This is a genomic window from Alphaproteobacteria bacterium (assembly GCA_016722515.1).
Lineage (GTDB): Bacteria > Pseudomonadota > Alphaproteobacteria > Rickettsiales > JADKJE01 > JADKJE01.
The window spans coordinates 222,143-246,960 of sequence record JADKJE010000003.1 but is presented as its reverse complement, the minus strand read 5'-3'; the positions used below and the strand labels follow the sequence as shown (position 1 = coordinate 246,960).

Sequence of the window (24,818 nt, the reverse complement as noted above, 5' to 3'; positions counted from 1 at the left end):
ATGGACCCGGACTTCACCCTTGATCGCACATTAAGTCAGGAATCGAGCATTATTGCCGATTTAACACTCTCACGTGTGCTCTTACATGATCAAGCTGATTTTCCCTGGTTGATTTTAGTGCCAAGACGTGCTCAACTGGTAGAGATCACAGATTTATCTGCGTTGGATCAAGCTCACTTATGGCGTGAAGTTGCATTAGTGATAACGATCATGAAACAACATCTTGGCGCTTATAAAGTAAATGTAGGCGCATTAGGTAATGTGGTTCGGCAATTACATATCCATGTGATTGCCCGTTATCAAGACGACAAAGCCTGGCCAAGTCCGGTGTGGGGCAGGCCAAGGACACCCTACACACCAGAACAAAAACAAGACGTCATCTCACGTATGACGCAATGGATTGAAGAAGGAGTAGATCATGTTTAAAGGGGCCATTACTGCGTTAATTACGCCATTCAAAAACGGCAAAGTGGACTCCGAATCGTTCCAGCGCCATGTCGATAGTCAGATAAAAGCTGGAATTAATGGGCTTGTGCCGTGTGGGACTACGGGCGAATCGCCTACCCTTACCCATGATGAGCATAATCTGGTGATTGAACTTTGCATCAACGCAACCAATAAACGAGTGCCCGTTATCGCGGGCACAGGTTCTAATTCAACCGAAGAGGCGGTGATGATGTCGCTCCATGCGCAAAAAGCCGGCGCTGATGCAGTACTTATCGCGACTCCTTACTATAATAAACCAACTCAGGAAGGGCTTTATCAACATTATAAAGCCATTCACGACGCGCTCGATATTCCAATTATCGTTTATAATATCCCTGGCCGTTCGGTCATTGATTTAAAAGATGAAACACTTGGTCGCCTGGCAGAATTGCCTCGCATTGCTGGCAATAAAGATGCCACCGGCGATCTCGCCCGCATCAGTTCACTCCGAGCAGTGCTGGGTAAACGTCCGTTTGCTTATCTTTCTGGCGAAGACGGAACGGCCCTTTCCTTTAATGCACAAGGCGGCGTTGGCTGTATTTCCGTAACCTCCAATATTTTACCCGCTCAATGCGTGGCCTTGCAAGATGCCTGGTTTGCTGGTGATGTTAAACGCGCGTTGGAAATCCACGATGAATTAACCCCCATCCACCAAGCCATGTTCTGCGAAACGAGCCCGGCTCCCGTTAAATACGCGGCCAGCCTGCTTGGCATTTGCACTGATGAAATCCGCTTACCACTGGTTATGCCTTCTGAGGCAAGCAAAGAGCGTGTTCGCACTGTACTCAAAACCCAAGGCTTATTGAAGTAAGGATAAAGGGATATATGGCCACTACAGATCCAACTCAAGTACGCCGTATTATCGCCCATAATAAACGGGCACGTTTTGATTATTTTATCGAAGAAACCATAGAAGCTGGTTTGTGCCTGCAAGGCAGTGAAGTGAAATCCCTGCGTAAAAACCGCGGCAGTATCGATGAAGCCTATGTAGGCGAGCAAGGGGGTGAACTTTATTTACTTCATTCCTATATCGGCGAATATACCGAAGCGCACCAATTCAACCACCCCATCCACCGGCCGAGAAAATTACTGCTTCATAAAAAGCAGATTAATAAATGGATGGGCCGGGTCAAAATGAAAGGGTACACCATTGTCCCTGTTTGCCTGTATTTTAATCATAAAAACAAAGCCAAAATTGAAATTGGCCTTGCCAAAGGTAAGAAGGAACATGACAAACGCCAGAGCATCAAACAACGGGAATGGGATCGCGAAAAGGAACGGACGTTAAAGGAAAAATAATGTCCATTAAGGCCGATGCCCATCGATGGCATTTTATTCTCCTTTCAATCACAAATGAAAGCGTTTATTTATATAACATAAACAACGTCAAACCACGCCTCGAAAAAAAAGGCGGACTCATGTCCGCCTTTTAAAGGTCGTGCGTGTTAATCTGTGTTATTTTTTACTGGCGCGATAACCGAACATCAATGCGTTTTTGCGGCATTCATTTTCGTTTTTAAAACCCTTAAACGAATTTCCCAGCACATTGCCTTTGGTATCCTGGCAACGCCAACGGAATTGTTTCTGGCGATCACGATAAATTTTCCACTTTGTTTTTAGCATGGGTATCTCCCTTTACAATTAAACAGTCTATACTATTAAATGTAGAGAAAAATATTTAAAATAATATTAAACTTATATATTTTAATTATAAACTTCTATAATTATTTGATTCATTCCCAGCTAACAGTCTTTGAAAGCCGATTTGAGGTGGCGCCCCTGCTTTTCCTAAAGAAAAATCGCCCCTTTCAATTCCAGCTCTTAGATGAATGCACTGACTATAGATTTTTTTAATTTCTGGCGAAACATTTATTCTTGAGCTGCCATCAGGACTCGTCATTTCAACAGCATCAAAATGACTATAAGCTACGGCTGAACTCAGGATACTCCACGGATGCTTAATATAACTAATGAGAGCATTTGCTAATGAACTTTGTCCCAGACTTTGAGCTGTTCGTGCGAGGTTCAAATCAGCACATAAATCAACTAATGTTGCCGATGGCTTATTTGATTGGAGTTGTCTGTAATAACTATCCCACTGCTGTTTGGTTTGATCCCCTTCAAAATCATTCCGTGACAGTTTTCTACGTTTACACTCTTGGGTAAAATGAGAATCGCCCTTCGGCAGTGATTTTCCAAATTTGTCAACGTTACTTTGAATATTCTTGGTCATGGTTAAGCCTCTGCTCATACAATAGAAAAAAGTAACAATAAATGAAACATGATTTTATGTCAAATAATTGCTAAATATCTATCATTAAAATGAACAATCTGATCCTCACGATTCTTTCACTAATTCAAGACAACGACTCCTTTACCAGATGAGGATCGGCCGTTCGTCTCAGCCAAGTTTTCTACTTTTAACGCAATAGGATTTACTTTATGACCCTGTCTTTGTATTGCCTTAACCCAACAACCAGGAGTGCCTTGACTTGGTTCTGGTAATCGCGATACATGGGTTTTCTTCATATCAATCCTTTGAGGCACCCTTTCTTGCGGTACTTTCTCTTGGATAATTAACGCATCTGCGCCCGATTGAATCTGTTCAATCTTAGCATCGAGCTCACTTTTATGTCCTCTTACATACTGCCTGTATTCTGGGAATCGGCTCATGGCATAATGCATACGACGTTGATTAAGTTCCAGCTGATCCATTATCTGACCTTTGACCTCTTGATTGATAATGGGTGATAACCAACGATGAATGGTATCGCGGTTAATATGAGAAACAATATAATAGCCAGCAAGCACGTCTTCACTGAGGGCAGAGCTTTGCCTGAAAACCTCAGAAAATGGGAATTTGTATGGTTGTAACGCATCATGTTCAGCCTTTTCTTTATAGGCACGCCGTATCTGATCTTTAGAAGGAAATGCATTATTCATGAAGTCAGAATAATTCGCGAACATAGACACAAACAAAGGCGCTTGGTTTTGCCTTATTGTATCAAATGTCTCGTCATAAACGCCTTGGCAATACTCGACACAACAATTCTTAAAAGTTTCATTTGTTTTGTCATGATTCTTGTCATTCAAATAGTACTCCAGGAAATGAGTACTAATATCCCCTTGATCGTTCACAAATAACGGAAGGTAGGTCAAGTTCGTTGTATTTCCACTTTTAAACTGACTCATCTCATCTTTCACAACATCCCAATAAGAAACGGGACCATTAGCTGCATTTCCGAGAGGTTGATCATCCACAATAGCAAATAACAACGCTCTTTTCTCGTAAATCATATCAAATCTACTTCTGGTTTCCCAATATTCTTCATCAAGCGTCGCTCCAAAAGAAAGATAAAGATCTTTATCCAAAAAGCAATTGGAAGAACCATGTGTTCCATAATCATCTGGAGAGAACAAATCATCAAGCATAGATTTAACACCCAGGTCAAATTTATCATCAAAGAAACGAAGCGCAATCTCGCTTTGATTTCGATTTGATAAATCGGTACCATTTAGTAATAGGTTTGCGGGCTGGCGATCCTGACTTCTTACCCAATCCAGAATAGCCAATGCTTGGCCAAAACCTGTGATCTCTTTATTATGCAATTTTAGTTTGCCGGTTTGATCCAGGATAATAGGTTCAAACGCAACAGAATTATGTGCTTTTTGTTCTACATCACAGCTAGCAATACCGGCCAATGGTTCTCGATAATACAGAGCTCCTGGGTATTTAGGCTTTCGTTCTTTCTCGTCATCGTGATGAAGAATATTAACATACGCTTGCGGATGTCGTTTAGGTTCACAGATGGCTTCTAAAGGCACAATCCCAGGTTCAATAATCGACACAATATAGTGCATGGGTGGCAATTCCCCGCAATGCTCTGGGCGGATATGTCCGGTCTTTGCAACCTCCATACCCATCCCTTTCCATATTTCTCGGCTTGCAATGGTTTTTTGGACAATAACTTCCTGATCTCTCAATTGCCCCTCGTTATAAATACCATGTTTATGGGTGGCTTCCTGCAACATGCTTTTATCATCGCTGGTAAGATAATGGAGATTATAACATTCTGCAGAGGGAACTTTCACGTGGACACTGATATGTTTTGGCTGTCCATCCATCCCGATAACGACATCATTATTGGCATCAACCAGCCATAAATGTCCCCTTATGGATTGGCTATTACCAACAACACTGGCATTCTCATCCGGAACAAAACGGCCACGATAGGTCTCATTATCAATTGAAAACTGAATTAGGGTATCTTTCGACATACTACATACTCACGCCCGCCTTGGCATTTCCTCATCTCTTCAGGGCGACTATAGCACAAAGCAACGAATACATCAATATTATTCTATTTTTAAAATTGCTTATTAAATAAACTTCATATTTATATAAAATATCCATTATAGAATTGCGTTTATATTATAACAACAATGAGAAAATGTCTTGCGTGCGCTCTCTATTATCTGTGAGTTGTATGATCTTTGTTATTATGGCTTCTGGAATCTGTTACTTTCTGAGTCCATTTTGAAACCTCATGTGATTTTTCTTTAGGTTGAATGGATTTTTCCAAGGCGGCACTTACCGATTTTAATGGCTCTTTCAGGTCTTTGACCTGCACATTTTCTGGCTGTGCGAACGGTTGAATATTGGCACTCTTTTCATTACTTTCATTCCTGCTTTTAAACTCAGGGTGCTGTACTAGATTTTCTTTCAAGGATTCGACCATTTCATTGAAAGGCGGACGCACGATATTTTTATCTTGCGGACTTGGAATTTTTACTTGGTATTCTTTTCCTTTACCATCAACTAATCTCACCCTTAATTGCTCGGTTCCATTATTTTCAGAATAGGCCACGATATCCTTCAAGCTTCCGGTTAATGACTCCCCCTCAACGGAAACATGAAAACGTTGAGCATTCGTAAGTGATCGTGTTTTTGTGTCTTGACCAAATAATTCCACCATAATGAACCCACTTATTTCCTGGTTTTATATCTTCATTTACTAACAATACATTAATTATTATACGCAATAAATATTAATTATTTATTACTTATATTGATTTATATTATATTTTATAACTAAACTTCAGCATCTTAACGTTGTTTAAGCGTAGCGTTTCACATCTTCGGATGTCATTAACCTGGTTGACAACATGATAACACTCTCGCTACTCCAAATGGGTACGGCGCAGGTTTTGACAGATATTCGTGTAGAACCTGTGACCAACCTCTTCTTACCTATTAAGAGGTTCAGTAACCTTTTTGGAGATTCGTTATGAAACGTTTCCTTATTGTAAGTTTACTTAGTCTCTCATGCCTCTCCCTTCCAGCATTAGCGCAGGATGCCCCTCCTCCACCAGGAAGCAGCCCTGAAGGCCCTCAAGGCGACGATCATGGCCCCCGCCATCGCCAAAGAATTAAACATCCCAGTTATGGCGCTGTCGCAGCTGTCGCGTGCAGTCGAGCAACGCGACGATAAACGCCCGCAACCCTCTGACCTTAGGGAGTCAGGAAGTATTGAGCAAGATGCCGACGTGGTGATGTTTATCTACCGCGAAGAATATTACGTAGCCCGAAAACAACCAGCTGATGGCTCACCCAAATTCGGCGAATGGCAAGACCAAATGAACAGCTGCGCAAATCAGGCGGAGATTATTATTGCCAAACAACGTAATGGTCCGGTGGGAGTTGCGAAATTGTTCTTTGATTCTAATTCGACCAGGTTTGGGAATCTGGCGGAAGAGGATATTGTGCCGTATGTTTAAATTAAATACTCCATTATAAATTAATATTAAAATCCATTGTCAAGAAAGACGTGTAATGATAATAATTGATTGTGATTGTTAGATTTTTAAGGAGTATAATTATGAGAAGTTCCGATTTACTAAGAAATAGTTTCGAAATTTATCAAAATCAGAATTTAGAGGGGGAAATAAATGATATTTGTGATTGGGCAAGAGGAGAGGCTCAGGAATGGCAAGACCTTTTAGCGGATTTTACACCAGCCACATATTTCTTTAATGGGTTGGACAAGGGGATGCGAGTTGGATCATGGATAGGAAAAGTGGGTGTTGTTTTTGGATTAACTAGTCTTGGTTTTATCACGATGGTGCCGCCTATTGAGGACAATACAGGCCTTCCACAGCAGTCGCTTGAAGAGAAACAAACTGCACTCATGTGTATTACGGCAGGAAGCGCTGCACTTATTGTATTGGCTTCTGCATCAAGGCGACTATTGAATTGTATGAGAACAGGCAGTATGCTACCGGCAATGGCTGGTGCTATTCCACGTATCATTAATTTCTCCAAAAAAAAAGGTGATGATACTAAAATTAGGGCTTGTGAAAAATTAGAAGAAAGTGGATTGTTGGAGACACCTCCCTTATCACTACAAGAGCTACAGTCAATAAAAACGGTATGTTATCTAGCTTCTAAAAACGGTCAAATTGATCCGGAAAATTTAATGTATAATTATCAAAAACCTAACGGACAGCAGAAATCTATTCAATTATCGGAATCGGATTTCTTCCTTCTAACAGAAGCGCTTCAACATCGTAATTATTTAAATCATAGCTTAGCACAGTTTAGTTTTCAAAGTAGATTCACTGCAGGGAATAAGGAACTTCTGACTCGTGCGGAAAGGCAAAATAATCGGCCATGGATTCAAATGGTCAATAACCAACAAGTTGCTGCCCAGCATCAGCATCAGCTATAATCCGCTTCCGCTTTGCTAGAGCGTAAGTATCGGAGTGTGTCGATAGGAATCATGCTTTAGCTAAATTTGGCTTTGCCAAAATTTAGCTAAAGCGGATTTTGCAGCTGCTAAGTGGCTCCTCGAAAATGTTCGAAAGTAACCGCGTGCAGGAAATTTCTGAAATTTGCCAGTCCTTAAAGGCCATAGCCAAAAACTAAACATACCGGGGCCTGTTTTAAAATGAAGTGCAACACCTTATGATGCTTCGAATGATGTATACGTAATGCATATAAATATCCCAGGTAGATTTGTCAACATTCCGTCTTGCCAAAGGCAACGATGAATAGCTATTGTTTTAACGAACTCTGGGTGGGCCAGGGAGTATATATTCATCAGTCAGCCTTCTCTCTTACGAGCTCCTTCTGACTACGCCAGGCGTAGCTCGTAAGAGTGAAGGCTGGTGCACCCGAGACGATTCGAACGTCCGACCTTTGCCTTCGGAGGGCAACACTCTATCCAACTGAGCTACGGGTGCATATAACTAAAAAAGAAAAACTACCTGAATTCAATTCCTTGAATCTCGTAAGCCTTGCCGCCACGGGGGGTGGTTACTTCGATATAGTCGCCGACGGTTTTGCCGATGAGTGCGCGGGCTAGGGGGGAGACGATTGAGATACGATTTTGATTGATATCGGCTTCGTATTCACCAACGATCTGGTAATTGACCTCTTTTTCGGTGTCCTCGTCAATAAGGGCAACGTAGGCGCCAAAGGTGACAATGTTACCGCTTAATTTGCTGGTATCAATCACTTCGGCACGGGCAATGCGGTCTTCCAACTCGGCAATGCGGCCTTCGATAAAGCCCTGCTTTTCACGGGCTGATGTGTATTCGGCATTTTCGGAGAGATCACCATGGGCGCGCGCTTCGGCGATGGCCACGATAATATTAGGGCGATCCACCGCTTTTAAATGATGGAGTTCTTCTTGCAACATGGAATAGCCCGTAAGGGTTATCGGAATTTTTGTAAGTGTTGACATGGTTTTACCCCTTATCAAGTTGAAGCCACAGTATAACCGCATCAAGCATTATAGACAATAGATTTATAAAAAACCGAGGGCGTGGCTGATAACCAAGGTTATTGGCTTTATTTGGGAAACAAATGACACCTCGAAAAAACTCTATTGGATAACTCCCAATGAGGCCTTCCCAAAAAATGTCATAATGTTGCACTTCAAATGTGAATGTGGCCTTTTAATGTATTGCCAAATTACACCTTAAGTCATCCCATGTTAAATAATTGACTATTATAGTAAATAAATTATAATTCCCCTTTTATTTAATAATTGAGATGCTTTTAAAATGCCAAGAAATCAACGTACAAATTCAGCTAGCGCTTCTTCCCGAACGTCTCGTTCTCAAAACAGGCATGAAAGAACCAGCAGCACTCCTCCTGCCCCAACGACTATTGAAGCACTGATCAATAATAAGCGCTATTTTGAAGATCTCTATCCGCATCAAAGAAAATTATTACAAGGATACGGTAACATGTTAAACCGTCATTACTTGAGTAATGAGGTAGAATCTTATCCTTCTTGGAATGGAAATGCCATTTGCAGCCATGCTATGGGCCTAGGCAAAAGCAGGGCGCTGCTTTCACTGATTAAGCTGCATGGTCTTTATTATACGGCCAATAAGAGGCTGTTAGATCAGAACCAACATCAGGCTCCACGTATTTTAATCGTGGCTCCGAATGAGATGCTGATTAAGCAATTAAAGGCAGAAAATGAAAAATATGGGCTAGGACTAACATTTATTAAAAAGAATCAAACAGACAATACCCCCAATCAAGATGCAATTAGGGTAATGACAATAGGCCAATTAGACAATTTCAATTGGACCGAGATTGATGTTGTCTGTATTGATGAAGCGCATAAATGTATGTCTGACAAAAAAGAAGGTTGTTTACATGAAGTCATTAAGAACAACCAGACCTTGGTTATTGCATTCAGCGGCACGCCTATTTATAATCTGCATAGTAATGGCCGTCAGGTAAATAGTTTATATGAGGAATTTGGGGTAAAAGTGGGCGGTCCTTGTCATTTTGATATGCCGATATCCCAAGGCATTAATGAGGGCTATTTATCTGAATTATTGCTTTCTGAATTAGCCATTAGTCCATCGACACCTGAAAAAAAAGAGATTTTGTTTGCGGATAAACTAAGTTATTTTTATGAAGCCTTCGCAACCGGCAAGAGCCCAGATCAAGTAAATTTATTTGGTGTTCCAGCGGTTATGATTACCAATACGATCAAAGAAGTAGAGCGGACCGTTACATATTTTAACGCAAAACTTGAGCCTTATTTAGTATTAGATGAACATCTGTTTAATTTTTTTCTTAAGAAAAATCCAGGTAGAAATCGTTCCATTAGCGCCTATCCAGGGTTTTTAGAAAGATTAATTTCAAATGAGCCTCGTAATTTAGAGTTGTGTGGAGAATGCTATAGTGATTTACGCATGCTTCCAGTTGAGAAAAAAAATGAGTTATACGAACTAGAAAAATATTCATTATTGGAAATAACGGAAGGTGAAGATTACGATATTATAGAAAATTATAACAAAGAAAAACAATCGATTAAAGATGAAATAAATAGATTAGAGCGCATATCAAACCTATACAATGATTTTTCTCAACAAGATCAGGATAGCCAGTTAGCTCCAAAAAGACTCTTGCGAACGATTGCTAAATTACGGGAAAATCACTTCAAATGTATAACTAGCCAGAATCCAGATCGAGAACGTTACTCCTCAAACGAGGTGATAGAAATCCGCAATTCGTTTGAAATTGCCAAGCCGCTTCATTCAAAATTAAGCTCAACCGAACATCAAGCAACCATTCAGCAATATGAAAATAAAGGCTGTCTTATCCTCATCGGTGTTTTAGAAATAGCATTAGGTTTAAATCTACCGCGTGCCAAGCTATTATTTATAGCCCGTGATCTTCAATCGGAAACGCTTTTGTATCAAGCCGTTGGCCGTATATTAAGACGAGCCCCTGACACACATGAATTACCTGGTACATCAGGGATTGCACGTGTTATTCAAATGGTCACCCCAAACCATATACCGCCGATGATGTATAAGGCAATCAACTATAGTCATTACTATGGAGAGGGTGGCGTAACAGAGATGCCGGCAGGGGTGGTTTGGCGTGAAGAGTATGAACGACAACCATTGGCCCGTTTAAACCCAAATCTTCAAGGGATTTTATGGTGCAGCGCACAGCAGCCCTTGCTTTTGCGTTACAAACAGTATAGTGAGACCTCTCAATCACCGAAGATCGAACATGCTATTCGTGTTTTAAAGAGCGTGTGTCATCATTTTTCTACTCAAATCAATCAAGAGCACGAAAATGAGATACAAAGAAGAGAAAGCGCAAGCTCTCATCCAAGAGAGAGAAATCAGGCTGCTAATCCGCAAGCAGACAGAATAGACCATCCCACGATATTATTGCCTGACGTGCAGGAAACCGATTCCCAAAAAGAATTACGTGCCCTGATTCAGCATCCTGAATGGGGAGAATTATCGACGAAACTCCGCTATTTTATCGAATATAGTAGAGGTTTTCCAGGAGTTGACGAAGACAATTCAGGCAACACCGAGCAAGAACGAGCAGAACTTAACATGGGTATGTTAGAAGAAATCATACCTGAGGCTCACATCTTAAAAGAATTTCAAAAGGCAATTAAACGAGTAACGGGTGTTGCGTCTCATCATTCAAATCAAAGTATCAATAGAGGAGATAATGAACCAGGAGACGCCCCAGAAAAACCTGATGAAACCTGGTTAGACCGAATAATCAAGCGATTGCAAAAGAAAGTTCCTTCAACAGGAAGTAATGTCAATAACAACAGGAGGACACGTCCTAGAAGAACACCTTCAAGGCATGAAATCGAAATTCCAGAAGCAACCAATCAAACCGTTTCACAACAGCTGCCAGTGCCACCGTCTGATCGGGAAGCAGTAGAATCTGTATCTAATCCTGTGAACGAAATTCTTCCGGTACAAGAGGAGGCCTTGATTGAAGATGGACCTATCAGCCAAAGCCATTCTGAGGAGGAAAGTTCTACTGAAGATGAACCGATAAGTCCAAGCCATTCTGAGATAGGTCATAATGATGGACCACAAGTCGAAATGCAAAAGGGATCAGAAGTAGGAAGCATTGGTGAGCGGGATAAAATCACCCAAGATGATACAGAAGCGAATGCTGACATGCAGGATGTGGCACTCGTTACGCCAGAATATAACGAGAATATAGGAACAGATATTTCTATTGAAAACAAGGTTCATGAATTCTTCGATACACTAGACAAATTAGTAAAATTAGCTTCTAAGAAAGAGATTACTCTGTCAAATAAAGAAAAAAAGATAAATCATTTAACGTCTATTATTTTATCTTTAGTTGCATATTCGTTAAAACAGAAGAGCCCAGAAACAAAAGAAGCATTCATTAACGCATTGAATACAACAACGATGGGCGAGAAAAAGACAACTTTATTATCGTATCTTTGTTTTTGTGGTTATAGTGATCTTGCTACGGAACTCCTTAAGATTGAAGGAATAGATATTTTTAATAGCAATCAAGCTGATAATCCATTCTGCCGTACATTACAGGGTTTAGGGGGGGCCCTTAATAAAAAAAGAATTCATCCTTTAGATGAATTCGAGAAAAAAGAACGTAGAAAGCGTGCAACGACGATTATTCGTTCTTTAATAGAAAAGTGCCAAAAGTCAAGAAAGAAGGAAGATGAAGATAAATTGAGTACGATTGTCAATTTACCAATCATGCAAAATCAAGACACCGTATTAATGAATGCTTGTTTAAATGGTTATGATGATATCGTTGCAGAACTGCTTACGATTGAAGGAATAGATATTTTAAAGGGCAATCAATCTAAAAATGCATTCTCCCATACATTAAACGGTTTAAGGTTTTTCCTTAATAGAACAGAAATTTATCTTTCAGATGAAGTTAAAACAGAACGTTGGAATCGTGCAACGAAGATTATTCGTTCTTTAATAGCCGTGTGCAAAGAGCCAGGAAAGGAGAAGGATAAAGATAGATTGAGGGAGTTAGTCAATGCAAAGAGCAGGAAGAATCAAGAAACCTTATTAATGGATGCGTGCTTTCAGGGTTGGGATGATATCGTTGCGGAATTCCTTACGATTGAAGGAATAGATATTTTTATTCACAATCAATCTGAGAATGCATTCTCCCGTACATTAAAAGGTTTAGGGGTTTTCCTTAATAAAGAAGGAATTCATCTTTCAGATGAAGTTAAAACAGAACGTTGGAATCGTGCAACGAAGATTATTCGTTCTTTAATAGCCGTGTGCAAAGAGCCAGGAAAGAAGGAAGAAAAAAAGGCATTGAGTCAGTTAGTCAATTTAAATATCACGAAGAAGCAACAAACCTTATTAATGGATGCGTGCTTTCAGGGTTGGGATGATATCGTTGCGGAATTCCTTACGATTGAAGGAATAGATATTTTTATTCACAATCAATCTGAGAATGCATTCTCCATTACATTAACAGGTTTAGCGGTTTTCCTTAATAAAGAAGGAATTCATCTTTCAGATGAAGTTAAAACAGAACGTTGGAATCGTGCAACGAAGATTATTCGTTCTTTAATAGCCGTGTGCAAAGAGCCAGGAAAGGAGAAGGATAAAGATAGATTGAGGGAGTTAGTCAATGTAAAGAGCAGGAAGAATCACGAAACCTTATTAATGGATGCGTGCTTTCATGGTTGGGATGATATCGTTGCGGAATTCCTTACGATTGAAGGAATAGATATTTTTATTCTCAATCAATCTGAGAATGCATTCTCCCGTACATTAGTGGGTTTAAGGGTTTTCCTTAATAGAAAAGTAATTTATATTTCAGATGAAGTGAAAACAGAACGTAGAAACCGTGCAACATCCATTATTCATTCTTTAATAGAAAAGTGCCAAAAGTCAGGAAAAAAGGAAGATGAAGATAGATTGAGTCAGTTCGTCAATTTAAGAACAACGAGGCAAGATACCTTATTAATGAATGCGTGTTTTTATGGTTGGGATGATATCGTTGCGGAACTCCTTACGATTAAAGGAATAGATATTTTATTCACAACAGATAATCTAAGAAGTTGCATTCTCTCTAACCATATTAAAGGGGGATATCAGCCCGTTTTTCTAATTCAAAACAATTAATAAATTCCTGAGAAATAGCAAGTCATCTAAGCACGGTCAACCGGTAAATCCATTTTAAGATCTACCCTGCTTTTCAGCCAGAAAGAATCTCCTCGCATAACAACGCCTAGAGGTTAAACAGAACTTAAAGCTGACCAGTTAAATGAACTAACTTATATGTAAAAAAAAACATTATAGCTCCTACATGCTTGGATAGTTTAAAATCCAAAAGGACTTAGTTAACGGTGATTTTCACCAATCATTATACCTTCGCGAAACAATGAAAAGGGCGGCGTCGAGAATTCTTCTTGGCGACAAGATCCCCCGAAACAAACATTCACATACAACAAGGGATTTATGAAACCATGATAATATAACCTAACCCCAAGAAAATCAATTGAACCCTAAGAGGCACCTAAAAAGCAGGGGTTGCACCAAAGGCCTCGATATTATAACGTGCACATATCCTCAGTTTTTCTAATTCAAAACAATTAATGAGAATAGAACCACAACACACTATAGTGGAAATTATCCTCCGCTAGAGGAACAGATAACACCGAACTAAACTTTAAATGCCTTCTTTTGGTTAAAACAGAAGAAAGAGAAATCCGCAATACCCCCAGCAAAATAAAACCAATATTCAAGATAATGTTGCCAAGGCCTCGATATTATAACGTGCAATATCCTCGCCGCAATCATGGAATCCAGAACCGTATAGTGGAAAGGATCGAGGATCAGATAACCCTTCTTTTGGAGAAAGAGAAAGAGAAAGAGAAAGAGAAAGAGATCGCAATCCCCAGCAAAATAACCAGATAACAAATCAAGCAATGGGAAGAAACTACAATAACAACAATAACAACAATCGAGTAGAATACATATATTCTACCCAAAACAACCGTAATAAGGGACCTAATAATAATGGTATAGGGAGAAGATGACCATTAGTTCATTTTAAGCTATAATCTGACATCTGGAAACGCCTCAATTGGATAACTCCCAATGAGGCCTTCCTAAAGTAATGTCATAATGTTGCACTTCAAACTTGAATGCGTCATGATGCAGAGTTATGTACTTTATTTCAAATGGATTTGCAAAATGAAAGAATTGAATATCACCATAGAGGATACGCAGCAGCTTATAAAAGATCTTTACCTACAGTTAGGGCAGTTAAATGAAGACGAACAAGCTGAGGGGATTAAAGCGTGGTTAATTGAGAATGGCGAAGATCGTATAAAACCACTCTCATTAGATGATTTTTTAACTGTACCAATGGATATCAGGGCTATCAGATCTCATGCTAGATCTGAATGGGAACTGTGCTTGAGATTGGGTTCCCGATTATGCTCCTATTGGCTTGATGCTCAAGAGCAAGCCAATGTGCCTACGAAGGAGATTCTTATTCAATATATGTCTCAAGAACGGATGCTCCCTATTATAGGCTGTTTCATTGGGGAGTGGTGTTTAAGATGGGGGGATACATTCTCATTATCGGAAATTCAGACCTATTCATATAATGAATTACCTTTAAATCAGGAATTTTTTGACCAGTGGAATCGCAAAAATGAATTTATCACTGCTGGTATGGGACTTGATGAGTTTCTTAAACAAAAGATTTGTTTTATGACAAGCGAGTATAACATAGGTCGTGCTTTTAGATGTTGGTATTCATTGAATGCCAAAACATGGACTCCAGAACAGATTGTAGACAATATTATCCATAATGCTCAAGTTGAAGAATCATTAAAATCTATATTTATTATAATTTCATGCTCGGAAACTGCTACAAAAATGACAGTGACTGATCTCTGTGAGAAGATCTTTCCATTTATTTCATTTATTTCAGATAAAAACAAAAATCTAATTTACTATAGTTGGTGTACGCGGCAAGACTTTATTGCATTAGATATTTTAGATCGAGAAATAGCTCCGCGGGTAGGCCAATTTTTCTTTCAAAGATTTTTTCAGCAGTGTAATTATAAAAGCAATTATGTAAGGAACAAAAGCTTAGAAGACATATCTGAAATGTTTAAAAGCCTATCATGCAAACCACTTAAAGAAGAATTGTTAATGGTATGGTTAATAAACGATCTAAATACCCCCTTAGAAGAAGTCGGTCGCGTCTTTCAATTTGCTACTAAGAATTTAAGCGCTTCCAACTTCTCGATTTATCTTGATTCCTTAATATCGAAAAGAAATTTTTCGCTTATGGAAATTTCTAAATATATCATGCCGCATCTGGACGATAGGCTGAAGCACCATATAAATAGTAGTAATTTCAAGAATGTATTAACTCCAGTAATTAAGCCCCTTCACAAGCAGTCTGATTTGGTTTTTTACTTGAGTGATGTATCTGAATCAATGGATGATTACCTAAAAAGTTTGGTTGCACAGAAGTGGGCACTTGTCCATCAGGATAGTATTAAACTAGATTCTTTTTTAGAAGAAGTCCTCCCCTTAATCAATGCTTCATTCAGTAGATCCCGTTTGATTGCTAAATTATTTTCAAAAATCTCTAAACCTAGTGTTAGCTTAGAAATTTTCTTGGAAAAAATACTGCCGCAAGTTGAGGATGGCGATCAAAAAACAAAGATCTGCTCGAATTGGTTTAAATATTGCTGTAGCGAAACTTTTAGCTTAGAAATTCTACAGGAAAGAATATTGCCGCATATTGTGAGTGAAGAAAAAAAAGATAAAATCCGTTTCTTATGGCTACAGTATCGCTGTAATTTGAATTCTGGGCAGATCATTGATTTGATAAAGAGTCAGAGATTCATTAACGTGTATGCCGAGAACGTCGAGGAAGAGCTGCATAATGTTTTTGGTAGCCGTCCAGATTTCGACCAAAGACAGGTTTTGGATATTTGCGAACAATTATATCCATTCGTTGACGAATTCAAAATAAAGATCTTTACGCATTTCGTTAGAATGTATGATGAATCAGATGAAAATAAACAATTATTATCTGAGTTTATTTTGTTGTTAAAGCAAGATGATCTCCTTTATGATTTACTTTCAGATTTAAAAACTGAATTGGGATTAAGCGCATTAGATATAGTGGAATTGGTGGGTACGCGTCTTCATAGCCAGTATCACTCGATTGCCGATATTCTAAAAGGACATCAACTTGTAGATTCATTGACTGCAGAAGGGATGGAAAAAGCTCGGAGAGAATTAGAAACAGAGCACCCGGAAGCCATTGCGCTGTTTTCTCTCTTTTCTCTCTATGATCTAAAAGGAAAATTGGCTGATTTCAAGACGTTATTAAAACCCAAACTGCTTGGAAAAATTCAAGGGCAATTTAAAGTCAGTGATAAACATGCATATGTGACAGAAGCTGAATTAATGAAGCTGTCTGCTTTGGCAGATGTGTCGTTACCGAAGGTCGAAACAGTGACCTCCTATTTAAAAGCAAAAGTCCCGCCTGTTCCGCCGATAGGGGATATTGACAGCTACACCCTTCATGTGGAAGGGGTAGAACTGTCGTGTGGCATAGTGACATTGAATGACCAGTTCAAGTCACTGCTACGAAGTGATAATCCAGATCAAGAACAAGTCGGTGATTTTTTCCAAAAAATTCTCCAGCTAGACCATGCGCTCAGTGCCGATAATGTAGAGAAAATAAAGAAACTATTTTCTCAAGATAAAAGCCTCTTCGCCTATATATTTAACCAACCTGACGGTGCACGTTCGATCACCAACCTACTTCATGGATTAAGGGATGGTTGCGTTGCCAATATTGGAACGCAGATCCAGATAGCGGCGTATGGCTTCCTCATCGAAGATAAGATGGATCAGATATTATATGGGGTGTATCGCGACTTTGTTGCTATACCACTCATTAATAGGAACGATCAAGACGTACTTGGGGCTAGCGCGAGTGGGATTAATATCCTTGATCTTAATTACCTGAATAGGCAATCTCTATCTCCTATGGGTTTGGTTAGAGCCATCAATGAGCAGTTCTACTCTGAGGGCAAAATGGTAAGGGATCCCTGGGCGATCATTAAACAATTTGCGGGCCGACAGATTGCCATCGATTTGATCGAACGATGGAGAGAGAGGCAAGATTTCGACACCCTTGCATCCAATGTGGCCACTTATTTAGTACTACTGAAGGTCTCAGATATACTTTTACATCAGGAAGCTTCTGAATTTAGAGATAAGTATGCTCCCGAAGTTAAGTTTTGCGAAAATGAAATGGCAAAGCAACGTTATGATTTTCTGAAGCGGCGACAAAAGCGGAATGAGAAGAAGGATACAGCGCGATCTCCTGACCAAACAGAGCCTGGATCATGGGTTTCTGTTTTAGAGTTAGAACCAGCTAATAAACCCGTTAAGCAACGAACTGTCAGAAGTTCACTTGAAGAGGAAGGCCTCAGGAATGTAGCTGAGCAGCTCAGAAAAGGAAATAACGTTAATTACCGTATTTAAAAATGCTTCTCTAAACGCGCCTATAAAAACGGTGTCATCCCCCAAATTTTCGAATGCGAGCCGGACTATAGGCGAGCTCCTTTGAACATTCAGGCCATGACACCGTTTGTTATAATAAAGATATTTATACAAAACATATCGTTAGATGGAATGTGGCTATCTACCAGGCGACATCTAAAGAAAAAGCTGAAAACGCATTGCTCAAATTGGTCGTGCCGATCAGAAAATTCTGCTAAAGTGGGACCATACCTGTCGTTAATTGGGCTATTATCGTCTCTCAGCTCAATTGCCACTTTAATGGCAGAATCAAGCTTAACATTACTTGACACCGTTTAATGAAAAGTCTCAACCGTTAGTTCATTATAAGCTATAATCTGATACCTCGGAACGCCTCTATTGGATAACTCCTAATGAGAGGCCTTCCTAAAGAAAGGTCATAATGTTGCACTTCAAACGAGAATATGGCTAGGAAGATAATTACCACACTCCAAACATCTGCTGTTTCGCACAATATTAGGTTAACAGATCGGTGGGCGGAAGGTGCTTCTTGTTAAAAAACTGCCCTAACCACACTTTAAGTCCGTTAATATAGGTGAAGGTAACTGGTACTACCAGCAGACTTAAAGCCGTGGATGTAATTAATCCGCCAATAACCGCTATCGCCATAGATTGCCTGAAGCTGGCGTCCCCGCCAAAGCCCAGGGCAATCGGCAGCATACCTGCAATCATCGCAATCGTGGTCATCACAATCGGGCGCACCCGTTTATGGCATGCATCCAAGATAGCGTCATACTGGCTCATGCCGCGTTCATGCATGCTCACAATGGTATACTCAACCAGCAGGATTGAATTCTTAGTCACAATTCCCATGAGCATCACAATTCCAATCAAGGCAGGTAAACTCATTTGCGAATGCGTCAGCAGCAGCATAACAATTGAACCACCCAGGGACAGCGGTAAAGCCGAAAGAATTGTAACCGGCTGGAAGAAATCTTTGAATAACAAAACCAGTACACAAAAAACGCACAGAATACCAGTCAGCATCGCCATACCAAAACCGCTGAATAATTCTTTCATGATTTCGGCATCACCTGTTTCAATTAATTGAACACTGCTTGGCATATTCTGTATTGCCGGTAATGCCTTGGCTTTGGCTAAAGCTTCACCAAGGGGAGCCCTAAGTCGGCATTTACCGTAATGTAGCGGTGCCGATCATAACGGTCAATTTGCGATGGCCCGGTACTGGTTGAAATATCACAGATACTGGCAAGTGAGGTTGTGCCGTTGCGGGTTGGAACACGCAGCTGGGCAATGGTATTAATATCCTGGCGGGCTTCATCGGGAATACGCACTCGGATATACACCTGGCGGTTATCCAGGTTTAGTTTTGCTAATTGTGGATCAAAATCACCTGCCGTTGCCACACGGACAATATTACCAATCGTCTGAGTTGAAACACCAAGTTCAGCGGCTTTATCGGCACGCGGCCGGATGACTATTTCCTGGCGGTCAAGACTAGCAGTTGAGCTGATATTGCTCAGTGAACCGATGCCGCGCAATTGCTGTTCCAGTGTTTTAGCGGTAACGGTCAGCGCGGTTGCATTGTCGCTTGAAAAAAGAATCTGCATTTTTTCACCTGGACCACCCGCACTTAACGTAAAGCGTGCACCTGGTACATCAAGCAGCGCTTTACGGATATCGCTTTCAATATCAGCCTGTGAGCGCCTCTGCTCGCGCGGGGCGAATGAAACAATCATGGTTCCCTTGCGCACTTCACCCGCCTGCGACTGCCCCCCTCCTGCCATCTGGGCAATACCGACGGCTGTGAACACATGCGTTACCCCTTTGATTCCGGATACCGATTTGCGTGCCACTTCTGCGGTAGCAAGTGTATTAGCAAGAGAACTTCCAGGGGGTAATTCAATACTCACATTCGTATAACCGCGATCCGAAGCAGGAATAAAACCAGTAGGAAGATGCGATGCCAGCATTAACGACCCAATGAAAAATCCAACCGCAAACAGCGATGTTGTTTTACGGTAATGTAAACACCAGCGCACAGCGTTCAGGTACCAGTTCATTATTTTTCCATCAGGATGCGTTTGATGGGGTTCTTCTTTCAGGAAATAAACCGCCATCACTGGCGTTAAAAGCCGAGCCACCAGCAGTGAGACTAAAACCGAAATCACAATCGTCCAGCCAAATTGGCGGAAAAATAATCCTGGCACGCCACTCATTAAGGAGGTTGGCAAAAAGACCACCACCAATGTCAAGGTTGTGGCAATAACCGCCATGGCAATTTCATTTACCGCTTCTTCGGCTGCCTTTAGGATGGTTTTGCCCATGCGTTTATGGCGTACCACATTTTCGATTTCTACTATTGCATCATCAACCAGGATACCAACCACCACCGCCTGCGCAAGCAGGGTTAGGGTGTTTAAGGTAAACCCCAGCCAGTGCATCGCTGCAAATGTAGGAATAATCGATAACGGCAATGCTGCCGCCGATATTAACGTTGCCCGCCAGTCACGCAGGAAAAACCAGACCACAATCACCGCCAGGATTGCTCCTTCAAACAGCATGTCCATTGAGCCATGATATTGTTCAAGCGTGTAATCAACCGTGTTGTTAATCTCGGTAATATTCAGATCGGGGTATTTTACTTTTAATTGGTCCAGCGTCTGTTTAGCAGCGCTGGTAATTTTGGTTTCATCGGCGCCTTTGGAACGGTAGATACGAAAACCAACCGCTGATTTTCCATCCAGCAACGCAGCTTGCGTTCGCTCCGCAAAGGAATCCGAAACCGTAGCAATTTGATCAAGCCGAATAAACCTGCCATCGGGAAGCGCTATTTGCAGCGCGTTTAAATCCGAAGCTTGTTTAACGGTGGCAATAGTCCGAACAGATTGCTCCACCTCACCAATCTGCCCACGTCCGCCGGATGACTCCATCTGCACTTGTTTGAGTGCCTGCGATACGCTGATAGCGGTTACACCCAGGGCTGCCATTTTTGTTGGATCAACGAAAATTCTGACTTCACGGTTTACCCCACCTACCCGCTCAAATCGGCCAATTCCATTGACACCCAGCAATAATTTACTCACGGTATCGTCAACAAACCACGACAACCCCTCTTCATCCAAGGATTTTGACGAAATCGCATAGGTAACCAAAGGGGCGCCGCCCACATGGACAGCGCTCACGGTCGGTGGCTGTAAATCCGTCGGTAAATCTGCGCGGACGCTGTCAACAGCATCCTTGGTTTCAATCAAAGCATCTGATAGAGTTTTTTCGAGCACAAACTCAACTGTGATAGAAACCATACCATCGGTAATCGACGTGGCAATATGTTTCAAGCCTGTCAGTGTAGCCAGTGAATTTTCAACTTTATGCACTACTTCGGTCTCCAGCTGCGATGGCGCGGCTCCCGGCAAAATCAGTGACACCGTTACGGTAGGTAAATCAATATCCGGCAAATTTTGAATCGGCAATTGTTTAAATCCATAGAAGCCTGCAAGAGTCATCATGATAAAAAGCAAAACCGATGGAATAGGATTTCGGATAGACCAGGTTGCAAGATTCATATTATTTTCCCGACTGGTTACTAATACGTACGTGATCGCCATCATTCAAAAATCCAGCGCCCTCAACAGCAACCTCATCTTCGACTTTAATGCCGCTGGTTATTTCAATATTAGAACCAATATGCCGCCCTGTCGTCACGCTTACCATACGGACACCCGTGATGGCGGCACCTGGCTGCTGAAGCTTAAATACGTAACTATGGCCATCTCGGATTACCACGCTTTGTGCTGGAATAATCGTTGCCGTCGATTGACGAAGCACAATCAAACCATCTGCATACATTCCTGCCATGGCATGACTATCGTTGGCTTGTTCAATATCGGCATAGACAAGAGCCATTCGCGAATTGCTATTCAGTGAAGGCGATGTCTGCCTAACGATCGCATGGGCAACCGTACCATCGGGCAAGTTAAGCGTTACTACCTGCTTCGTATCCATTTGCACAAGCTGGCTGGCAGTTAATTCGCCGCGCCATTCAAGGCGGTTTTTAAGGATCATGCGGAAGAGCTCAGCCCCGGCATTGCCAACGCTGCCTATTGTTGCCGTGCGCGAACTGATCACCCCCTCATCGGGAGCGATCACCTCAGCATATCGCAATTGCATATTTTTAGAATCCAGGCGTGCTTTGGCAACAGCGGCCAAATTTTCAAATGATTCTATTTCCTGACTGCTCAGGGCGCCACTGTCTTTGAGTTCAACGGCCCGTTTACGGTCACTTTCAGCTTTCATCCAGTTAGCGTTGAGTTCAGCCTGCTCAGCTTGCAGCGTATCGGTATTAAAACGGGCAAGTACCTGCCCTTTTTTAACTTTATCACCCACATTCACATTCACGGCAACCAAACGCTGGCCATTGATTTCAGCCCCGATAACGGCTTCCTGCCAGGGAGCGATCGCACCCGAGGCTTTCACCGATTCCGGCCATTGTTCTTCCCTGGCCTTGGCACTGCTTACCGTTAAGGCCGCTGATGGTTGCGACGTAGTATTCGTTGCCGTTTTACGCTGCCCACCGGCATTAACCACGATCGCACCTCCAAACAAGATGACTAGTCCGGCAATGCCTAAGAGAACAATCATCCAGAAGCGGAAGGATCGATGCGGAACCTGATTATTCGACTGTCTGTGGTGGGGGTGATGTTCCATAAGTTTCATTTTCCAAATGAGTGAGAGAATTTCCCGTGGCTTTGACCAGATTGACCCATGCTTTGGCACGGTCACGGTCGGCACTGGTTGCATTATTGGCTGCCAAGGTTAATTGGCGGCGGGCATCTTCAAGTTCTAACAGATTGATAGTACCACTCTTCCATTGTTTTTCTTTAGCGGCAAACGCAGTCTGTGCTGCACTTAAAGCCAGTTGAGTTGATGTTTTGCGCTCTTGCGCTGATTGTTCTGCTGCCAGGGCATTTTCGACCTCTTCAATTACAGAACGCACATTGGTCTGCAAAAAAGCTGCAGCCTGGCGGTAGCGGGCTTCCGCTGCACTGACATTTGCAGCTCCTTTGCCGCCGTCAAGCACATCAACTGCAGCACTAGGAGCAAGCGTCCAGGTAAGCAGATTAATTGTGGAACCAGCCGAGCGGATCCATTCACCACTTAAAGCGGCTGCCAAGTCAATCTTCGGCAGCCTTTGCGCCCTTGCAACCCCTATATCTGCCCAGGCAGCCTGGGCGTCTTTGTCTGCCGATTTAAGTGTTGGATGTAAACGCAATAACGTCGCTGGGATTTCAAGTGTTGCCTCTGGCACTGCAGGCATAGCCACTCCATTTGCCAGTGGTTTTGCTAATTGCTCATCCACCATTTCCCTTGATTTTCCGCTAATTGCAACCAGCGCATTGAGCTGCTGCTGGCATATTTCATGCTGTGACGTAAGGCTGACTTGTGCCGTAGCCACATTTCTTTGGGCACTGGCTTCATCGACATCGGCAGCCAGGCCTACTGCTTTTTTCAAGCGGATCAGTTCAAGTGTTTTGTGATAAGATGCCACATCCTGCGTTAAAGATTGCTCTACCAAACGGCAAGCCCTTATATCCAAAACAGTATCAGCAACCTTAGCGCTTAAGGTAAGGCGGGTACTTTCAGCATCAGCCGTGCGTGCATCTAAATGGTTACGTGCCGCTCTAACCGAATTACGAATTCGCCCGAACAGATCAAGCTCCCAGTGCAAAGACACCCCGGCAGAACCTGTGCTGCTACGCCCTGCTATTTGCCCCGAGCCGACACTTCCTCCACCGGAGCTGTTACCGCCAGAGATATGCGTATTCGCCGTTGAAGCATCCGTACTGGCAGATAACGAAGGGAACATTGCCGACTTATTCACGGCTAAATCCGCTTGCGCCTCATCCATTCGCGCTAGGGCTTGCTCTAGCGTTGGATTGCTTGCATAGGTTGCTGCCATTAAGTCATCAATGGCCGGATCTTTCAATGTTTTCCACCAGTGAGCAGTGGCAGATGATGGCTCATTATGGTTATGATCTGACTGGGTTGTTTCAGAGGTGTTTTTATCCGCACGCGACCAATGCTGCGGCAACAGAAGATCTGGGTTTCTATAGGCTGACTGCAGATTACAGCCTGATGAAAGGCACATGACTATCACCACAGATAATGTCTGCATTCGGGCAGATGATGTCAATAATTTATGAGGCATGGGTACTTCGCTTTGCCCGCAATCCGCGCAATGTAATTTCAATATGTTCTTCAACGATATCCGCTATCATTTCAGCTTCTTTACTGCTGATTTTTTCCCAGCCTGTTTTTAATAGCACCATTTGCTGCGCCACCCGAAAACCTAAATAAGGTCCAATTAATGCATGGGCCGTAAGCGTGGTGCGTATTTGTTTGGGGTCTTCATCAAGATAGGCAGCAACCATCCGTAAAAAAGGCTCATGCATCGGCGCAATCAAGGTCTGGTAGGCTTTTTTAAACATATGCGTTGGCGCAAATTGCTCGCGGAACATTAATTTGGTAAAGCTTAAATTAGCCTTTTCCTCAACCGCCAAGGCCATGACCGCCCCCCTTACCCATTGCTTGATAGCCTGAAGATAATAGTCTTTTGAAATGCTGCTGTCATTCAAAAGGGCTTCTAACTGCTCACGCTCTTCTCCATTCGTTTGTGGGCATTGCTTAAACCCTTCTTCAATCGCAGCAATGTATAATCCTTCTTTATTACCAAAATAATAGGTAATCGCCGCAATATTTTGGCCAGCATTCTTGGCGATGTCCCTGGTGCTTGCAGCTTCAAACCCAAGGTCACCAAAGAGCTCAAGCCCTGCACTCACCAGCTTCTGCCGCGCCTGCTCGCCCCGAACCTGTTTAGGAGATGTCGTAGATGTCGTTTTTTGTTGCATAAGCGAATCCAACTTCTGTCATTCTCATTAGTCTAACCCATT

General features: G+C 41.9%; 16 protein-coding genes, 1 tRNA gene and 1 pseudogene. 8 read left to right on the top strand and 10 right to left on the bottom strand.

Features of this window, described 5'->3' with window-relative positions:
• Genes IPP74_09740 through smpB form a run of 3 tightly spaced genes read left to right on the top strand, consistent with a single transcriptional unit; the run spans position 1 to position 1,785 of the window.
• Positions 1 to 426: an HIT domain-containing protein gene (locus tag IPP74_09740; GenBank protein ID MBL0319547.1), complete on the top strand. Its 426-nt coding sequence runs from the start codon at positions 1 to 3 to the stop codon at positions 424 to 426.
• Positions 419 to 1,297, top strand: a complete 879-nt coding sequence (locus IPP74_09735; protein MBL0319546.1) for a 4-hydroxy-tetrahydrodipicolinate synthase — start codon at positions 419 to 421, stop codon at positions 1,295 to 1,297. The genes IPP74_09740 and IPP74_09735 overlap by 8 nt, the downstream gene beginning before the upstream one ends.
• A gap of 14 nt (positions 1,298 to 1,311) precedes the next feature.
• Positions 1,312 to 1,785 (top strand): SsrA-binding protein SmpB, encoded by a 474-nt coding sequence (gene smpB, locus IPP74_09730; GenBank protein MBL0319545.1) that lies wholly within the window; start codon positions 1,312 to 1,314, stop codon positions 1,783 to 1,785.
• Positions 1,786 to 1,941: 156 nt separating this feature from the next.
• On the opposite strand, the gene IPP74_09725 is transcribed toward smpB, so the two are convergent.
• From IPP74_09725 to IPP74_09710, 4 genes are all read right to left on the bottom strand, one after another.
• Positions 1,942 to 2,109 (bottom strand): hypothetical protein, encoded by a 168-nt coding sequence (locus IPP74_09725; GenBank protein MBL0319544.1) that lies wholly within the window; start codon positions 2,107 to 2,109, stop codon positions 1,942 to 1,944.
• A gap of 85 nt (positions 2,110 to 2,194) precedes the next feature.
• On the bottom strand, positions 2,195 to 2,719 hold the full coding sequence (locus tag IPP74_09720; GenBank protein MBL0319543.1) for a hypothetical protein: 525 nt from the start codon (positions 2,717 to 2,719) through the stop codon (positions 2,195 to 2,197).
• Positions 2,720 to 2,838: 119 nt separating this feature from the next.
• Positions 2,839 to 4,764, bottom strand: coding sequence for a hypothetical protein (locus IPP74_09715; GenBank protein MBL0319542.1), 1,926 nt, complete (start codon positions 4,762 to 4,764; stop codon positions 2,839 to 2,841).
• Between the two features lie 194 nt (positions 4,765 to 4,958).
• A complete protein-coding gene (locus IPP74_09710; GenBank protein ID MBL0319541.1) occupies positions 4,959 to 5,462 on the bottom strand; it encodes a hypothetical protein in 504 nt (167 codons plus the stop codon).
• Positions 5,463 to 5,841: 379 nt separating this feature from the next.
• Here IPP74_09710 and IPP74_09705 point away from each other — a divergent pair, with 379 nt between their 5' ends.
• The 3 genes from IPP74_09705 to IPP74_09695 all read left to right on the top strand — a co-directional run bounded on the left by IPP74_09705 (position 5,842) and on the right by IPP74_09695 (position 7,411).
• Positions 5,842 to 6,264 carry a hypothetical protein gene (locus tag IPP74_09705; GenBank protein ID MBL0319540.1) on the top strand — a complete coding sequence of 141 codons (423 nt, stop codon included), beginning with the start codon at positions 5,842 to 5,844 and terminating at the stop codon, positions 6,262 to 6,264.
• 101 nt (positions 6,265 to 6,365) lie between these two features.
• On the top strand, positions 6,366 to 7,214 hold the full coding sequence (locus tag IPP74_09700) for a hypothetical protein (GenBank protein ID MBL0319539.1): 849 nt from the start codon (positions 6,366 to 6,368) through the stop codon (positions 7,212 to 7,214).
• 125 nt (positions 7,215 to 7,339) lie between these two features.
• Complete coding sequence (locus tag IPP74_09695; protein ID MBL0319538.1) at positions 7,340 to 7,411, top strand: hypothetical protein; 72 nt, start codon at positions 7,340 to 7,342, stop codon at positions 7,409 to 7,411.
• 240 nt (positions 7,412 to 7,651) lie between these two features.
• On the opposite strand, the gene IPP74_09690 is transcribed toward IPP74_09695, so the two are convergent.
• A tRNA-Arg gene (locus tag IPP74_09690) sits at positions 7,652 to 7,728 on the bottom strand.
• Between the two features lie 20 nt (positions 7,729 to 7,748).
• Positions 7,749 to 8,231 carry a transcription elongation factor GreA gene (greA, locus tag IPP74_09685; protein MBL0319537.1) on the bottom strand — a complete coding sequence of 161 codons (483 nt, stop codon included), beginning with the start codon at positions 8,229 to 8,231 and terminating at the stop codon, positions 7,749 to 7,751.
• Between the two features lie 322 nt (positions 8,232 to 8,553).
• Between greA and IPP74_09680 the strand changes: the two genes are divergently transcribed.
• Both IPP74_09680 and IPP74_09675 read left to right on the top strand, forming a co-directional pair.
• Positions 8,554 to 13,440: a DEAD/DEAH box helicase family protein gene (locus IPP74_09680; GenBank protein MBL0319536.1), complete on the top strand. Its 4,887-nt coding sequence runs from the start codon at positions 8,554 to 8,556 to the stop codon at positions 13,438 to 13,440.
• A 1,074-nt stretch (positions 13,441 to 14,514) separates the two neighbouring features.
• Positions 14,515 to 17,850 (top strand): hypothetical protein, encoded by a 3,336-nt coding sequence (locus tag IPP74_09675; GenBank protein MBL0319535.1) that lies wholly within the window; start codon positions 14,515 to 14,517, stop codon positions 17,848 to 17,850.
• Between the two features lie 513 nt (positions 17,851 to 18,363).
• Here the strand turns inward: IPP74_09675 and IPP74_09670 are convergent.
• From IPP74_09670 to cecR, 4 genes and pseudogenes are all read right to left on the bottom strand, one after another.
• Positions 18,364 to 21,434: pseudogene (locus IPP74_09670) on the bottom strand (efflux RND transporter permease subunit).
• 1 nt (position 21,435) lies between these two features.
• Positions 21,436 to 22,509, bottom strand: a complete 1,074-nt coding sequence (locus IPP74_09665) for an efflux RND transporter periplasmic adaptor subunit (GenBank protein MBL0319534.1) — start codon at positions 22,507 to 22,509, stop codon at positions 21,436 to 21,438.
• Positions 22,510 to 22,540: 31 nt separating this feature from the next.
• Positions 22,541 to 24,016: an efflux transporter outer membrane subunit gene (locus IPP74_09660; protein MBL0319533.1), complete on the bottom strand. Its 1,476-nt coding sequence runs from the start codon at positions 24,014 to 24,016 to the stop codon at positions 22,541 to 22,543.
• Positions 24,017 to 24,065: 49 nt separating this feature from the next.
• A complete protein-coding gene (gene cecR / locus IPP74_09655; GenBank protein ID MBL0319532.1) occupies positions 24,066 to 24,776 on the bottom strand; it encodes a transcriptional regulator CecR in 711 nt (236 codons plus the stop codon).
• Positions 24,777 to 24,818: the final 42 nt, after the last annotated feature.

What these genes read in the sequence shown, in the direction of transcription:
- IPP74_09665 (MBL0319534.1), bottom strand. Translation starts at nt 22,509, where the DNA reads ATGATTGTTCTCTTAGGCATTGCCGGACTAGTCATCTTGTTTGGAGGT.
- cecR (MBL0319532.1), bottom strand. Translation starts at nt 24,776, where the DNA reads ATGCAACAAAAAACGACATCTACGACATCTCCTAAACAGGTTCGGGGC.
- IPP74_09735 (MBL0319546.1), top strand. Translation starts at nt 419, where the DNA reads ATGTTTAAAGGGGCCATTACTGCGTTAATTACGCCATTCAAAAACGGC.
- IPP74_09680 (MBL0319536.1), top strand. Translation starts at nt 8,554, where the DNA reads ATGCCAAGAAATCAACGTACAAATTCAGCTAGCGCTTCTTCCCGAACG.
- IPP74_09720 (MBL0319543.1), bottom strand. Translation starts at nt 2,719, where the DNA reads ATGACCAAGAATATTCAAAGTAACGTTGACAAATTTGGAAAATCACTG.
- IPP74_09705 (MBL0319540.1), top strand. Translation starts at nt 5,842, where the DNA reads ATGCCCCTCCTCCACCAGGAAGCAGCCCTGAAGGCCCTCAAGGCGACG.
- IPP74_09700 (MBL0319539.1), top strand. Translation starts at nt 6,366, where the DNA reads ATGAGAAGTTCCGATTTACTAAGAAATAGTTTCGAAATTTATCAAAAT.
- IPP74_09675 (MBL0319535.1), top strand. Translation starts at nt 14,515, where the DNA reads ATGAAAGAATTGAATATCACCATAGAGGATACGCAGCAGCTTATAAAA.
- IPP74_09715 (MBL0319542.1), bottom strand. Translation starts at nt 4,764, where the DNA reads ATGTCGAAAGATACCCTAATTCAGTTTTCAATTGATAATGAGACCTAT.
- IPP74_09740 (MBL0319547.1), top strand. Translation starts at nt 1, where the DNA reads ATGGACCCGGACTTCACCCTTGATCGCACATTAAGTCAGGAATCGAGC.
- IPP74_09725 (MBL0319544.1), bottom strand. Translation starts at nt 2,109, where the DNA reads ATGCTAAAAACAAAGTGGAAAATTTATCGTGATCGCCAGAAACAATTC.
- smpB (MBL0319545.1), top strand. Translation starts at nt 1,312, where the DNA reads ATGGCCACTACAGATCCAACTCAAGTACGCCGTATTATCGCCCATAAT.
- IPP74_09710 (MBL0319541.1), bottom strand. Translation starts at nt 5,462, where the DNA reads ATGGTGGAATTATTTGGTCAAGACACAAAAACACGATCACTTACGAAT.
- greA (MBL0319537.1), bottom strand. Translation starts at nt 8,231, where the DNA reads ATGTCAACACTTACAAAAATTCCGATAACCCTTACGGGCTATTCCATG.
- IPP74_09660 (MBL0319533.1), bottom strand. Translation starts at nt 24,016, where the DNA reads ATGTGCCTTTCATCAGGCTGTAATCTGCAGTCAGCCTATAGAAACCCA.